The organism is Streptomyces sp. NPDC038280, from assembly GCF_055600045.1.
The window spans coordinates 174,810-187,279 of record NZ_JBVJYZ010000002.1 but is presented as its reverse complement, the minus strand read 5'-3'; the positions used below and the strand labels follow the sequence as shown (position 1 = coordinate 187,279).

Here is a 12,470-nt window from a genome sequence, read left to right as displayed (position 1 = left end):
TCGAGGGGGAGACCGCCGGCGGAGGGCCGCCGGCGGTTCTCCGGGTGTGGGGGGAGGGGGTGGGTCAGCGGCAGGCGCGGCCGCCGTTCACGCAGTCCACCACCTTCCTCATGAGCCGCGCGTCGAAGACGTTGATGAAGTCACCGTGGTCGGTGATCGGCTTGTGGAGCTGCTCGGGGAAGGAGTCCACCGCGAAGCCGGGACCCGGCGGGACGTCGTAGACGATCCGCTGGACAAGCTGCGGAATGGCCTTGAACCCCTGCTTGCAGCGGCCGTTCCCGTCGGCGAAGGCCACATGGGTGCGGTGGTTGGCGCTGTCGGTGTTCTGGCCGTCCCAGCAGCTCTGGAACGCGAACGTCCGCACCACCTTGCTGCCCTGCGGACAGATCGGGTATTTGTCCTTGAGCTGACGGTCCTCGAAACCGGTGCAGCTCCAGGACGCGTTCGCGTTGGCGTCACCATTGGTGAAGGCCTTCGCGTCGCCGGTGATGATCCGCAGGAATCGGGGCATCGCGGTGACCTTGGAGACCGGACTTCCGACGAATTTCAGGGTGACTTGTGCGGGTGTCTGGATCTCTCCTACGTTCTGGTCCTTTCCGCCACCGTCGGCCTGGGCGTCGTTCTCGTTCTGCCCGTTCTGCAGCCGCAGCACGGGCCAGTAGTACGTGGACTTGTCACCCTGATTCCGGCAACTGGTCTGCCCGGCGGCGAGGTCGTCGTCACTGGCGAAGGCGTCATTGGCCTGATTGCCGACATAGTCGTGCATATGGTGGGCACCATTGCTCACACCGGGGGCGACGATGACATTGTCCGGATTGAACTTTCCATTCTCGTTCCGCCCGCAATCGGTGGTGAAGGTGCCCTTGGAAGCGCCGCGGCGCTGCTGCGGCTTTCTGACATTGGGCTGTACGGACTGAATGTCGACGAAGTCCGAGGCCTCGGGGCCGTTGCCGACCTGACCCTGGTCGTCGTCCTGGCCGCCGCCCTGGTCGTCACCCTCGTCGTCATCACCCTGGCCGTTGCCCTGGTTGTCACCGCCCTGGTTCTGGCCGCCCTGGTTCTGGCCCTGGCCGTTGTCGTCGTCATCGGCGCGCAGGGTGCAGGCCGCCAGTCCCTCCAGTCCCTGAGGCCGTTCGGCCTCCCGGTCGATGAGGGCGACGATCCGCTGGAGGATGACAAGCCGTTCATTTTTCAAAGGGGCCAGAATCTGTTGCTCACCGAACTGCGGATCCTTCTCGATCCGCTCCTTGTTCTCGGCGAACCGCTGATAGGCGGTGGTGATCTGGGTGTCCAACGTGGCGAGTTCGCGGTCGACCGCCCCGCGCACCCCTTGAGGCACGTCGGGCAGTTCATTGGCGACCTCGGGGCAGTCGATCGTCGTCACCGCATTGCCGGCGTTCTGGCTCTGGCTCTGCCGCGGTCGCTGATTCGACCAGCCTTCACCCGCCGATGCGTAGACATTGACCGCTACCAGTCCACCCCCGCCCAGTACCAGTGCGGCCGAGGCGGCAATCGCCCGGTTGGCCAGCGTCGAGCGTTTTCGTGTGCGTCCCATGGAACTCCAATCCCGGGGAGGGGAGAAGCGCTCCGTTCCATACGTACGCCGCACGCGAGCCGTTCAGCCCGTCTTCGAATTCGTAGAAATCTCCGAATGCGAGGAAGGGCGCGGGCGTCAGGCCCGGCCCCGGTCCAGGTAGGCCAGGACCGCGAGAACCCGCCGATTGTCGTCGTCCGACACCGGAAGTCCCAGCTTGGCGAAGATGTTCGACGTGTGCTTCGCCACCGCCCGTTCCGTGACGACGAGTTGCCCGGCGATCGCGGCGTTGGACCGGCCCTGCGCCATCAGCTCCATGACCTCCAGCTCACGCGGGGTCAGGCCGCCCAGCGGCTTGTCCTGCGCGCGCCGGGAGAGCAGTTGGGAGATCACCTGCGGGTCCATGGCCGTACCGCCGCGCGCCACCCGGCGCACCGCGTCGATGAACTGATCCGCGTCGAACACCCGGTCCTTCAGCAGATACCCGACCCCGCCCTCGCCGTCCGCGAGCAGCTCGCGCGCGTACAGCTGCTCCACGTGCTGCGACAGGACCAGCACGGGAAGCCCCGGCCGCGCCCGGCGGGCGGCGAGGGCGCACTGCAGGCCTTCGTCGGTGTGCGACGGCGGCAGCCGGACATCGACGACCGCGACGTCCGGCTCCAACTCCTCGAGCGCCTTGGCCAGTTCCGGCCCGCTCTCGACCGCGGCCAGGATCTCGAAGTCGTACGCCTCCAGCATCCTGACCAGTCCGTCGCGGAGCAGGAAGAGATCTTCGGCTAGGACAACTCGCAAGGGATCTCCATGGTGACCATGGTGGGACCGCCCGCGGGACTGCTGACGGCCAGGACGCCGTCGAATGTACCGAGCCTGCGTTCGACACCGCTCAGACCCGAGCCGCCACCGATCCGCGCTCCGCCCGAACCGTTGTCGGTCACCGAGACGCGCAACATTCCCTCACGGGACGTGATGTCGACCCAGATCCGGTCCGCGCCCGCGTGCTTGACCGCGTTGGTGAGGGCCTCACTGACCGCGAAGTACGCCGCCGACTCGACAGGTGCCCCCGGACGGTCCGGCAGCTCCACGGTCACATCGGTCGCCACCGGCAGTCGCAGCGCGAGCGCCCTGACCGCGTCGCCGAGGCCCCGTTCGGCGAGGACCGGCGGGTGGATGCCGCGGACGAGGTCACGCAGCTCGGTCAGCGCCTCCGCGGAGTTCTGCCGGGCCTTCGCGATCAGCTCCTTCGCCTTGGCGGGGTCCTTCTCGACGAGCGCCTCGACGGTACCGAGGTCCATGCCCATGGCGACCAGCCGGGCCTGCGCCCCGTCGTGCAGATCCCTTTCGATCCGGCGCAGTTCGGCCGCCGAGGTGTCCACCGCGTCGTGCCGCGTCTCGGTGAGCCGGCCGATCCGCTCGGTCAGCTCGGACTCCAGGGGCCGGTCCATCAGCGCCTTGGTGAGCGCGAAGTGAGCGCGGAGCACGGAAGCGTTGTACCGCAGTCCCACGGCGAGGACGCACAGCCCGAGCGCGAGCGCCGCGAACCCGTCGGCCTGGCTGTCGACCGGGATGAAGGCGTACCAGTACGCGTCGTCCTCGAACACCCGCCACAGGCCCGCCGCGAGCACCAGCCCCTCGACCGGGAAGATCACCAGTACGGCCGGCAGCAGCGCGGTGAGATACCCGGCCGACATGTCGACGAACAGCCAGCGCAGGTCCCGCCAGGTCGCCGGGTCCTTGAGCATCAGGGAACAGCGCTCGACCTGCCCGGTGACCCCGCCGCGCAGATCGGCGGGGAGGGGGCGGTAGGTCCGGGGAATTCGGATGTCCGTCCATCGCCCGGCCAGTACACGCCGTCGGTCGGCGTGGATCCGCACCCACGTGAGGACGACCGGCGTGGTGAAGACGCCGACACCGACCGGTATCAGCGCGATCGACGTGATCGCGAAGGAGAAGAGGGCCGCCGATCCGGCGATCGCGAGGAACGACAGGGCAAACCCCCGGACGGCGGCCAAGAGGGAGTCCCGCACGCGTGTCGCGCTCATGGTGATCAAAGCCCTTTCCCCCGGCGGGCCTTCCGCCGAGCGTGACCCTCAGTCTCCGAGGTAAGGACCTCGCAGGTCACGGGGTTTCCCACCCGGGCGGGGGTGTACCTGGCACCACCCCCGCCCGGTGCACCCCTCGGTCACGAAGCGAGGAGCTTCGCCTCCACCTCCGGGGACAGTCCAACGGGGTCCCTGTCCGGACGCTGCGGCGCGACGCCGCCGAGGGAGGTGAGCCACGCCCAGGTGTCGGCGACCGTCTCCTCCAGCGGACGGCACCGCAGGCCCGTCGCGACGGCCTTGGAGACGTCCGCGTCGTGCATCGCGTCGTACAGCTCACCCGGCGGGAGCCACACCGGCAGGTCCGACCACGGCGCGACGCCCGCGCCGAGGATCACCTCGGGCTCGGTCCAGCGCAGTTCCGCGTCGGAGCGGCTGACTTCCACGCAACTGTCCAGGAGCCCGCCCATGGTGGCGTGCCCCTTCGGGCACACCACGTTGTACGGGCCCGAGAGCCCCGCCTCGGCCGCGTCGAGCGTCCACTCGGCGAGGTCACGGACGTCGACGTACTGGAACGGCAGGTCGCGCGGGCCGGGCGCCAGTACGGGGCCGCCGCGCGCGACGCGGTTCAGCCACCAGGGGAGGCGCCCGATGTTCTCGTACGGACCGAGGACCAGGCCCGCGCGCACCAGCAGCGCACGGTCGTCGCCGAACGCCTCGACGGCGGCCAGCTCCCCGCCGCGTTTCGCCTCCCCGTACGGCACCTCGCCCCCCGCGTCCGGGGACGATTCGACGAGCGGTCCGGACTCGTCCAGACCGGCCGCCGGGGGCCACGCGTACACGGAACGGCTCGACACATAGACAAAACGACCGACCCGCCCGGCGAGCAGCCGCGCCGCGTCCCGCACGACGGACGGCGCCGCCGACCAGGTGTCGACCACCAGGTCCCACCCGCCCTCGCCGAGGGCGGCGAGACCGCCCGGCGCGGTCCGGTCCCCGTGCAGCGAGGTCACACCGGTCGGCGGCTCGTGCCGCCCCCGGTGAAAGACCGTCACCTCCCATCCCCGCCCGACCGCGGCCTCCGCCAGTGCCCGGCCGACGAATTCCGTACCACCAAGAATCAGAAGTCTCATGGGCCCGACTCTGCCCAGCGGGTGAAGGCGCGGACAGTGTTTCCGCTGCGGGGGGAATCGCCAGAAGCGAACCCGTGGCCCGCGCGGCCCACGCGCCGCGAGCCGCCGGGGGCGGGCGGGTTGGAGGCGCCCCCTCTCCGTGGGGCCGTGCCGCCCGAGGAGCGTTCGGCGGGCTTGCCCCGCGCCGTGGGCTCCGTGCCCCGCACGGCCGGCGGTTCGGGGACGGCCCCGTCTTCGTGGCCCTGCCGACCGGGAAGGCGCGGGCGGCAGGGGTGCCGCGCCCCCAGGGCGCGCGGCCCGTTCCCGGGCGGACTCCCTTGCGCCCCGCCCAAGATGGCACCATGAGCGCACCATGACGGATACCCGGTCGCCGATGCGCGCCCTACGAGCCGCGCTCTTCGCGGCGGTATGCGTCACCTTGGCCGCGACAGGGCATTCGTCCATGTCCGCCCATGATGTTCCGCTCGGCTCCCTCCTCCTCGCCTTCGGCGTGACGGGCGTCCTCGCCTGGACCGCCGGAGGGTGCCGTCGGGGCGCGCCGGCCATCGCCACGGGGCTGCTCGCCGTTCAGGGAGCCCTTCACCTGATCTTCTCGGCCGCGGAACCGCACGGCGCGATGCCCGCCCACCACCCCGGCATGGCCATGCCGACCGGAACGGACATGCCCGCAGCGAGCCACGGCTCCAGCGGCATGATCGCCGCGCATGTCCTCGCCGCCGCGGTCTGCGGGCTGTGGCTGGCCCGCGGTGAGGCCGCGTTCTTCGCGCTGGCGTACGCCGTCTCCACCCTCGCCTTCACCCCGCTGCGACGGCTGCTGACCGCCGTCCGGCTTCCCGCCACGCCCCGGCCGCCGCGGCCGCGCACCCGAACCGTCCGCCGCCACCGCGGCGTCGTCCTCGCTCACACCCTGTCGCGGCGCGGGCCGCCCGTGCTCCCCGTACCCCGCGCCACGGCCCTCGGAGCGCTCGTCTGACCTGGGGGCCGCCTTCCCCATGTCACACGCCGACTCCTAGGACAGCCATGGCCATTGACGACCCCGTACGGGGAACCAACACCGGAGCGGACCAGGCGGCCCCCGCCCCCGCCGAACCGTCCGCCTGGAGCGCACTGCGCCCCCTGGTCCTGCGCATCCACTTCTACGCGGGCCTGCTGATCGCCCCGCTGCTGCTCATAGCCGCCACCAGCGGTCTGCTCTACGCACTCTCCTTCCAGGCCGAGAAGATCATCTACAGCCATGAGCTGGAGGCGCCCGTCGGCGACCGGGTCCTCCCGCTCTCCACCCAGGTCGAGGCCGCTCGCAAGGCCAACCCCGACGGCACGGTGACCGCCGTCTGGCCCTCCTCCGAGGCCGGCGCCACCACCCGCGTCCTGATGGCCGACCCGGAGGTCGAGGAAGGTACGTCGCTCGCCGTCTTCGTCGACCCGTACACCGCGCGGGTACGGGGACAGCTGCCCAGCTTCGGCAGCTCCGGCGCCCTTCCGCTGCGTACCTGGCTCGACGAGCTCCACCGCGATCTGCACCTCGGTGACCTCGGCCGCAACTACAGCGAAATGGCCGCCAGTTGGCTCTGGGTCGTCGCCCTCGGCGGCCTGCTGCTCTGGGTCGGCCGCAAGCGCTCGGCCAGGCGCGCCCTGTTCCTCCCCGAGGGTGGCCCCGCCTCCCGCCGTCGCACCCTCTCCTGGCACGGCTCGGTCGGACTGTGGGCCGTGGCCGGCCTGGTCATCCTCTCCGCCACCGGCCTGACCTGGTCCCGTTACGCCGGCGAGAACATCGGCGAGGTCCAGGACCGGCTCGGCGGCGCCACCCCCGTACTGACGGCGACCGTCGGCTCCGGCGGCGGCGCGTCCGAACACGAGGGGCACGGCGGCGGCCACCAGCCGGCGACCCCGGCGAGCGGCCCGGACATCGGGATCGACAAGGCCGTCGAGGCCGCCCGCGCGGCCGGGGTCGGCGCGGACGGCGGCAGGATGTCCGTGATCCTGCCGGCCGAGGGCAAGGGCTATGTCGTCAAGGAGACGGACACGACCGTCCCCGTCCACCTCGACTCGGTCGCCGTCGACCCCGCCGACGGACGGGTGATGGACCAGCTGCGGTTCGCCGACTACCCGCTCCTCGCCCAGCTCACCCGCTTCGGCATCGACGCCCACACCGGCGTCTTCCTCGGCCTGGCCAACCAGCTGGCCCTCGCCGCGCTCGCCCTCTCCCTGATCCTGCTGATCGTGTGGGGCTACCGCATGTGGTGGCTGCGCAGGCCGACGAAGGACCGCGTCCTGAGCGTCGGCCGGCCGATGCCGCGCGGCGCCTGGCGCAAAATCCCCGTGACGATGCTGCTGGTTGCGGCCGCGGCGACGGCGCTGATCGGCTGGTTCGTCCCGATGCTGGGCATCAGCCTGCTGGTGTTCCTGGCGGTCGACATCGCGCTGGGCGCGGTGGCCCGGGCGCGGTCCTGACGAGGGGGGAGGCAGGCCGGGAGCCGGCCTCCCCCACCCGGTCAGGGCGCGTACTTGTAGCCCACCCGCCGCACGGTCTGGATCGTGTGGCGGTGCTGGGCGCCGAGCTTGCGGCGCAGCCGGGCGACATGCACGTCCACGGTCCGGCCGTCGCCCACGTGTCCGTACCCCCACACCGTGGTCACCAACTGGTCGCGGGTGTGCACCCGGTGGGGATGCGCGACCAGATGGGCCAGCAGCTCGAACTCCAGATACGTCAGGTCCAGCGTCTGGCCGTCGACCAGCGCGGTGCGCCGCGTGCTGTCGATGGCCACCGGGCCGCCCTCGTCCTCGGCGGCCGGCGGGGCGGCCTGGAGCGGCGGCTGCTGATCCGCCGGTACGAGGACGAGGTAGCCGATCATCGGCGGCTGCCCCGGGAGGGAGGGCAGGGTGTGCTGCGGGGCGGGCAGCCAGGTGGCACCCGGCGGCAGGAAGTCCGCGACATCGACCACCTCGTCCCGGTCGACGGCGCGGAGTCGGTGCCGACCGGTGTGGCCGAGGGGCAGGGTGGACGGGGCGGGGAGGGTACGGGCATTCGCCATGAGAGGTCAGCTCTTTCGCGCGAAGGGACGGACGTACGTACGTCGTGCGCGTGGGCCGAAGGCCGGAGGATCGACGGTGTCGATCGGGCTTTAGAGGGCCGACGCGTTCCTCGCGCGGCAACACACCCGGTCGAAGTCGTGGTGCTGACGGGAAGGCCAGAACGGCTCGAGGTCACTCCGACCTGTCGCGATGTGCTGGATACCGACCATGCGCCCATTGAAGCAGACGCCCGCGCGCCGCAGCATCGCCCTCTCAAGGGCCGGACACCACCTTGACGCGAACGTGACCGCTTCCGCCGTCCTCAACCTGTCAGCCGCTTACGCCAGTCCAGGTTGGTGACGACGATCGCCGAGCTCGGCGAACCGTCCCATTCCACCGACAGACCTTCACCGCGCACCGCCGCGACGACCTCCCGGCCCACGGCGGCCGTCGTCTCCTCGGAGCCGTCGAATCCGCCGTACAGCAGGTAGAGCCCGCCGCCGCTCGCGGCGCCCTCCGTGCACTGCGAGTGGAAGAAGACGAACCCCCGGGCGTCCTCCGGGCCTTCGGCGCCTATCTCGGTGGTGCCGCAGCTGCGGCAGCAGGTGAAGTTCTCCCGGGCGGTGATGCCGCTCTCCTCCAGCACGGTGAAGGCCGCGCTGATCCGCTCCGGATCGGTCGTTCCCGTCCACCCGGCCTGCTCGTCGAGCCGCTCGAGCCACAGCCGGTCCACCGTCTGCCGTGCCTGTGGCTTCGACACCGGCCGTTCGTCGCCATCGACCAGCCACTCCTCGGCCGCCTCCGCCAACTGGGCCCGGTCGAGATAGCCGCACCGGATCAGGCCGCGTACATGCTCCTCCACCCGCTCCCGGACCTCATCGCCGAGCGGGGGCACCGGCTCCGGCGCCGGCAGGTCGGCGGGCTTCCACACGAGCGCGCCGTCCCACCCCGGCTCCCGCCGTGCCCACCGCTCCATCACCTCGGCGACGTGCTCCCCCCGCTCGACCTCGACCACGAAGTGCCGCTCGGCCGACCCGTCCCGGTGCTCCAGCTGATAGCCGCCCCCGTCCTCGTGCCATACCTGGATGAATACGTCCGGAAGGTCTGGTATGCGCTGAACGACCAGATACCGATCCCCGTCCCCGCCGACGCGCAGCACCAGGTCTCGAAGCTGCCGCTCCGAAATGCGGGCGTGCTTCTGCCAGTTCTCGGTCTCCACCTTGATTGCGAGCATGGGACCACCGTGACAGATGCCACTGACAACGGGCGGGACGGAAGGCGACCCCGATGGGCAGGTAATATGACCGGCTGTGATACGTCCCCAGAGCCTCACTGCTGACGCCCCGCGCGACGCAGGCGCCGGCACGGAGCCCTCCGGGACTCGCCGGAAGAAACGATCCTCCCGGCGCTGGGCCCTGCCGCTGCTGATCGCGGTCGCCTATGTACTGCTGCAGTTCATCGGCAAGCCCGCGCTTCCCCCGTCCAACGACGGCTTCCTCTACGCCCGGGCCGCCCTCGAAGTGCTCGGAGATTCCCGCGAAGAGGCCCAGGCGAAGGCCCAGGACGCGTTCTGCGGCACGCAGGCCCGCCACCTCGTCCGCGGAGCGGAACTCAACCCGCTGGCGCTGCGCAACAACCGAGGTCTCGACGAGGACGCGCACCGCGCCCGCTGCGAGGCCAAGCCGCCCAACGGGTTCAATCCGGCCAGCCCGCGCTACCAGCGCATATTCGAGACCCGTCCCGGGTTCCCCGTACTCGCCGCACCGGCCGTCGCCGTCCTGGGACCGATCACCGGACTGGTGGCCACCTCCGTCCTCTTCACGGCCCTCGGCGGCCTGCTCGCCCACCTCCTGCTCCGCTCCGCCGGAGTGCCGTCAGGGGCGGCCGCGGCCGGGCAGGCCCTCCTCTACCTGTGCCCGATCGGCTGGTGGGGCGGCTATCCGGTGGCCGAGGGACCCGTGATCGCCGCGACCGTGGGCGCCCTCCTCGGTGCCTGGTGGCTGATCCAGCGCCGGTCGGCCGCCGGTACGGCCCTGCTCGCCGGCTCCCTGATCCTCGGCGCGTCCGTGAAGTACTCCACCTTCCTCCTCATCGCCGCGGCGCTCGCCGCCGCGGCGATGATCTGCCTGCTCCGGGTCCCCCTCACCCGCCATCGCGGCACCGCCCTGCTGATCGGGACGACACTGGCCTGCGCCGCGGGTATCGCCGCCCTCAGTGCCCACTTCCACCTCCCCGGCAGCACCGAGACGCTCCAGGACACCTTCACCGGTCACTTCGCCCTGCGCGACGTCGCCGACCCCTGGCGCCTCCTGCTCGATCTGAACGGCAACTTCTGGGGCCAGTGGTTCCAGGAGCAGGCGCGCGCTCCCTGGCTGCCGCTCGCCGCGGGCCTCGGCGCCTGGGCCCTGTTCCGCAACAGCCGCGCCCTGTTCTGGACCGTCCTGGCGGTCGGCGCGACCGGAGTCGCCACGGTGATCGCCCACCCCGTCGGCAGCGAGAGCGAGCGCCTCATGCTCACCGTCTGGCTCCTGCCCGTCCTCGGCCTGCCGCTGCTGCTCCAGCAGCTCACCGGCTCCCGCCGGGGCGGCGACCGGACGCTCGCACGCACCCACTGACGCGGGATCCGGCCCTCCGTACGACGAACGGCCTCGGAGCTCGCCGCCGCGAGCCCCAAGGCCGTTCGTCATGCTGTGATCCAGGGCTCAGCGGCGACCCGTCAGAGCCCGGAACCGGCTCCCCACGCCCCAGGCCGTGACGCGCCACAGCGCCTCCGCCACGATCGTGCGGCTCATCTTGCTGTCGCCCCGCTCACGCTCCACGAACGTGATCGGCACCTCGACCACCCGGTAACCGGCCTTCACGGTGCGCCACGCCAGGTCGACCTGGAAGCAGTACCCCTGGGAGGCGACCTCGGCCATGCCGAGCCCCTCGAGGGTTTCCCTGCGGAACGCCCGGAAGCCGCCGGTGACGTCACGGATCGGCACGCCCAGCATCAGCCGCGAGTAGAGACTGCCGCCCCGGGACAGGAACTCGCGGGACTTCGGCCAGTTCACCACGCTGCCCCCCGGTACCCAGCGGGACCCGAGGACGAGATCGGCTCCGGGCAGCGCGTCCAGCAGCCTCGGCAGCTCCTCGGGCCGGTGCGACCCGTCGGCGTCCATCTCGACGAGCACGCCGAAGCCGTTGTCGAGGCCCCACCGGAAGCCGGCGAGATAGGCCGCTCCGAGGCCCTCCTTGCCCTTGCGGTGCAGCACATGGATGTGGTCGTCGTCCGCCGCCAGCTCGTCGGCGATCTTGCCCGTGCCGTCCGGGCTGTTGTCGTCCGCGACAAGGATGTGCGCGTCCGGCACCGACGCACGCACCCGTGAGGCGATCGAGTCGATGTTCTCGGCCTCGTTGTACGTCGGGATGATCACCAGCACCGTGCCCAGAGGGCCGGTGCTTCGCTGACCGTCGTCTACCACTGCTTGATTCACCTCGCGTGCTCGCCGATCGGGCGAGCGGGGCCCCTACTGGTCCCCGAGAGCATACGGGCGGGCCGGGACCGGCCCACCCGGTGGGATGCCAAGAAGGGCGGCCCACCGGAAACCGGGGGACGCCCTTCTTGAATCGAACGGGGGATCAGACCTGGCCGGCCTTCTCCAGCGCCTCGCAGCAGGTGTCCACCAGGAGGCGGGTCACCACGTACGGGTCGACGTTCGCGTTCGGGCGGCGGTCCTCGATGTAGCCCTTGCCGTCCTGCTCGACCTGCCACGGGATGCGGACCGAGGCGCCGCGGTCCGAGACGCCGTAGCTGTACTCGTTCCACGGGGCCGTCTCGTGCAGACCCGTCAGACGGTCGTCGATGCCCGCGCCGTAGTTCTTGACGTGGTCCAGCGGCTTGGAGCCCTCGCCCAGCGACTCGCACGCGGTGATGATCGCGTCGTAGCCCTCGCGCATCGCCTTGGTCGAGAAGTTGGTGTGCGCGCCCGCGCCGTTCCAGTCGCCCTTCACCGGCTTCGGGTCCAGGGTCGCGGAGACCTCGAAGTCCTCGGCGGTGCGGTAGAGCAGCCAGCGGGCGATCCACAGCTGGTCCGAGACCTCCAGCGGCGCCAGCGGGCCGACCTGGAACTCCCACTGGCCCGGCATGACCTCGGCGTTGATGCCGGAGATGCCCAGGCCCGCCTGCAGGCAGTTCTCCAGGTGCGCCTCGACGACGTCACGGCCGAAGATCTCGTCGGCGCCGACACCGCAGTAGTAGCCGCCCTGGGCCGCCGGGAAGCCGCCCTCGGGGAAGCCGAGCGGGCGGGAGCCCTTGAAGAAGGTGTACTCCTGCTCGATGCCGAAGATCGGCTCCTGCGCGGCGAACCGCTCCGAGACCTCGGCCAGCGCGGCACGGGTGTTGGAGTCGTGCGGCGTCATGTCCGTGTTGAGGACCTCGCACAGCACCAGGACGTCGCCGCCGCCGCGGATCGGGTCCGGGCAGGTGAAGACCGGCTTGAGGACGCGGTCCGAGGCGTGGCCCTTGGCCTGGTTGGTGCTGGATCCGTCGAAGCCCCAGATGGGGAGCTCGGCGAGGTCGGCGAAGGAGCCCGTCATGATCTTCGTCTTCGAGCGAAGCTTCGCGGTCGGCTCGGTGCCGTCGATCCAGATGTACTCAGCCTTGAAGGTCACGGGGTCTCATCCTCTGCGGGCGCTGCGGGGTGCTGCTGCGGGTATGAGCGCAGCTTCGCAATACGGGATTTCCCTTCCGTTGCTCGAATGTGAACCCCGTGT

Annotated in this window: 11 protein-coding genes; 3 read left to right on the top strand and 8 right to left on the bottom strand. The window is 71.0% G+C overall.

Features of this window, described 5'->3' with window-relative positions:
- Positions 1-64: 64 nt before the first annotated feature.
- From ACZ7J0_RS05950 to ACZ7J0_RS05935, 4 genes are all read right to left on the bottom strand, one after another.
- Complete coding sequence (locus ACZ7J0_RS05950; protein ID WP_470884439.1) at positions 65-1,555, bottom strand: DUF1996 domain-containing protein; 1,491 nt, start codon at positions 1,553-1,555, stop codon at positions 65-67.
- A 117-nt stretch (positions 1,556-1,672) separates the two neighbouring features.
- A complete protein-coding gene (locus ACZ7J0_RS05945) occupies positions 1,673-2,326 on the bottom strand; it encodes a response regulator transcription factor (RefSeq protein WP_470884437.1) in 654 nt (217 codons plus the stop codon).
- Positions 2,311-3,573, bottom strand: coding sequence for a sensor histidine kinase (locus tag ACZ7J0_RS05940; protein ID WP_470884435.1), 1,263 nt, complete (start codon positions 3,571-3,573; stop codon positions 2,311-2,313). The genes ACZ7J0_RS05945 and ACZ7J0_RS05940 overlap by 16 nt, the downstream gene beginning before the upstream one ends.
- A gap of 140 nt (positions 3,574-3,713) precedes the next feature.
- The gene (locus ACZ7J0_RS05935; RefSeq protein ID WP_470884433.1) at positions 3,714-4,703 is read right to left on the bottom strand and encodes an NAD-dependent epimerase/dehydratase family protein; all 990 of its coding nucleotides are present in this window, start codon (positions 4,701-4,703) and stop codon (positions 3,714-3,716) included.
- Positions 4,704-5,055: 352 nt separating this feature from the next.
- Between ACZ7J0_RS05935 and ACZ7J0_RS05930 the strand changes: the two genes are divergently transcribed.
- Both ACZ7J0_RS05930 and ACZ7J0_RS05925 read left to right on the top strand, forming a co-directional pair.
- Complete coding sequence (locus ACZ7J0_RS05930) at positions 5,056-5,676, top strand: hypothetical protein (RefSeq protein WP_470884431.1); 621 nt, start codon at positions 5,056-5,058, stop codon at positions 5,674-5,676.
- A gap of 47 nt (positions 5,677-5,723) precedes the next feature.
- Positions 5,724-7,154, top strand: coding sequence for a PepSY-associated TM helix domain-containing protein (locus ACZ7J0_RS05925; protein WP_470884429.1), 1,431 nt, complete (start codon positions 5,724-5,726; stop codon positions 7,152-7,154).
- 41 nt (positions 7,155-7,195) lie between these two features.
- Here the strand turns inward: ACZ7J0_RS05925 and ACZ7J0_RS05920 are convergent, their stop codons facing one another.
- Both ACZ7J0_RS05920 and ACZ7J0_RS05915 read right to left on the bottom strand, forming a co-directional pair.
- Positions 7,196-7,735, bottom strand: a complete 540-nt coding sequence (locus tag ACZ7J0_RS05920) for a winged helix-turn-helix domain-containing protein (RefSeq protein ID WP_470884427.1) — start codon at positions 7,733-7,735, stop codon at positions 7,196-7,198.
- 302 nt (positions 7,736-8,037) lie between these two features.
- Positions 8,038-8,949, bottom strand: a complete 912-nt coding sequence (locus tag ACZ7J0_RS05915) for a DUF6891 domain-containing protein (protein WP_470884426.1) — start codon at positions 8,947-8,949, stop codon at positions 8,038-8,040.
- A 76-nt stretch (positions 8,950-9,025) separates the two neighbouring features.
- On the opposite strand from ACZ7J0_RS05915, the gene ACZ7J0_RS05910 reads away from it, so the two are divergent.
- On the top strand, positions 9,026-10,330 hold the full coding sequence (locus ACZ7J0_RS05910) for a hypothetical protein (RefSeq protein WP_470884424.1): 1,305 nt from the start codon (positions 9,026-9,028) through the stop codon (positions 10,328-10,330).
- Positions 10,331-10,417: 87 nt separating this feature from the next.
- Here the strand turns inward: ACZ7J0_RS05910 and ACZ7J0_RS05905 are convergent, their stop codons facing one another.
- Complete coding sequence (locus tag ACZ7J0_RS05905; RefSeq protein ID WP_470884422.1) at positions 10,418-11,179, bottom strand: polyprenol monophosphomannose synthase; 762 nt, start codon at positions 11,177-11,179, stop codon at positions 10,418-10,420.
- A 157-nt stretch (positions 11,180-11,336) separates the two neighbouring features.
- The gene (glnII, locus tag ACZ7J0_RS05900; RefSeq protein ID WP_470884420.1) at positions 11,337-12,368 is read right to left on the bottom strand and encodes a glutamine synthetase; all 1,032 of its coding nucleotides are present in this window, start codon (positions 12,366-12,368) and stop codon (positions 11,337-11,339) included.
- Positions 12,369-12,470 lie beyond the last annotated feature (102 nt).